The organism is Oleiphilus sp. HI0132 (assembly GCF_001635845.1).
In genome coordinates this window covers 1-1311 of the sequence record NZ_LWGJ01000334.1, presented here as the reverse complement: position 1 = coordinate 1311, position 1311 = coordinate 1, and the positions used below count along the sequence as shown (strand labels likewise).

Here is a 1311-nt window from a genome sequence, read left to right as displayed (position 1 = left end):
AACAGCTGGCCATACTACTTCCGCTTAGTATGGCCAGCTATTCAAAGCCACTTTCACTTCTTCGCTGTTCAATGCTTCTAAGTTCTTTGGCTGCTTCACTTTTTCCGCTGGTACCTGCTGGGATATCCTGACTGGCATTGAGTATTTGCTGGCCGAGTTGGGGAAGTGACATTTTTAATGCGCTGATCTGTTTGCTATCAACCTGAATGGCTATCTCTTGAGATGGCAGGCCAATAAACTCGACTTTTGCAACGCCTCTGTCTAGTAGTTCTCTTTCATACTGGTAGGCAAGTGGGCGTAGTTCTTCTAATGTGCCATCCGAAGAAAGAATGATGGTTGCAACGTCCTCATTTAACGAAACTTTTGATACTTCGGGCGTTTCAGAATCAGAGGGAAGGTTTCTTACCAGGTCAACGTATTCTTTAACTTGGTCGAGGGCCAAGCCCATATCACTGCCTTCATCATATTCCAGGACGATGACGCCAGCGCTTTGATAAGACGTCGAACGCATTTCTTTCACGTAATCTAGATTGCGCAACTGCTGTTCTAGCGGTGTGACAATCGACTTGGCCACATCTTCTGCACTGGCACCTGGCCAGGTAACGCGGACGATAACGTAGTCGGGTTCGAAGTTTGGTAAGAACTGAGTGTTAAGTTTGATTAGTGATACCGCACCTGCAAGCAGCATAATCAGCATGAGCAGGTTGGCTGCTACTTTATGTTGAGCAAAGCGGCCAATTAAATCTGAGCGGTGATCACCTGGGTTTTGTTCGTGATTTACAATGCTCATTCTTAGCTACGCTCTTTAACTTTTAGACCGGAAATTGCATTGGGGAGCTGGGTTGTTGTGACCTTATCGCCATCGCCTAGATGCTTACTACGAATAATGACTCTGTCTTGAAGAGTCTCTTCATTTGCAGAATTCGTGCTAAGACTTAAAAGCTGTTTTCCTAATACTTCAATATTTAGCGATTGAAGCCGTCCCTCCTCAATACGATAAATTCGATTTGTTCCATAGATTGCCGACACGGGTAGAGTGAATACGTTTGTTAGTGCTGGCATATCAATGCGTAATCGTAATGCTTTGTTTAGAATCAAGTTATGCTCTTCGCTAGCAGGTCTAAATAGAGCATCGACACCGCCATTGCTGAGACTTGCCTGGCCAGATAAGCGCAGAAGTTGTAATGGTATTTCTGATTGATGGCTAAGTGCCGTGGCTTGGATGTTGATACCCTGTTGCAGTGCATCACTAATAAGTGCCAGATATTTGTCGGGTACTTGAGCGCGGAGCTCCATATTCTTTCGGTCGTA

At 45.2% G+C, this 1311-nt stretch carries 1 protein-coding gene and 1 pseudogene; both read right to left on the bottom strand.

The genetic code is table 11. The features are described from left to right. Positions 1–37: 37 nt before the first annotated feature. Positions 38–790 (bottom strand): efflux RND transporter permease subunit, encoded by a 753-nt coding sequence (locus A3766_RS03990; protein ID WP_068641726.1) that lies wholly within the window; start codon positions 788–790, stop codon positions 38–40. Between the two features lie 2 nt (positions 791–792). Next, positions 793–1311: pseudogene (locus A3766_RS30340) on the bottom strand (hypothetical protein); the annotation flags it as partial.

Coding starts and splice junctions, on each gene's coding strand:
- A3766_RS03990 (WP_068641726.1), bottom strand. CDS start 790: ATGAGCATTGTAAATCACGAACAAAACCCAGGTGATCACCGCTCAGAT.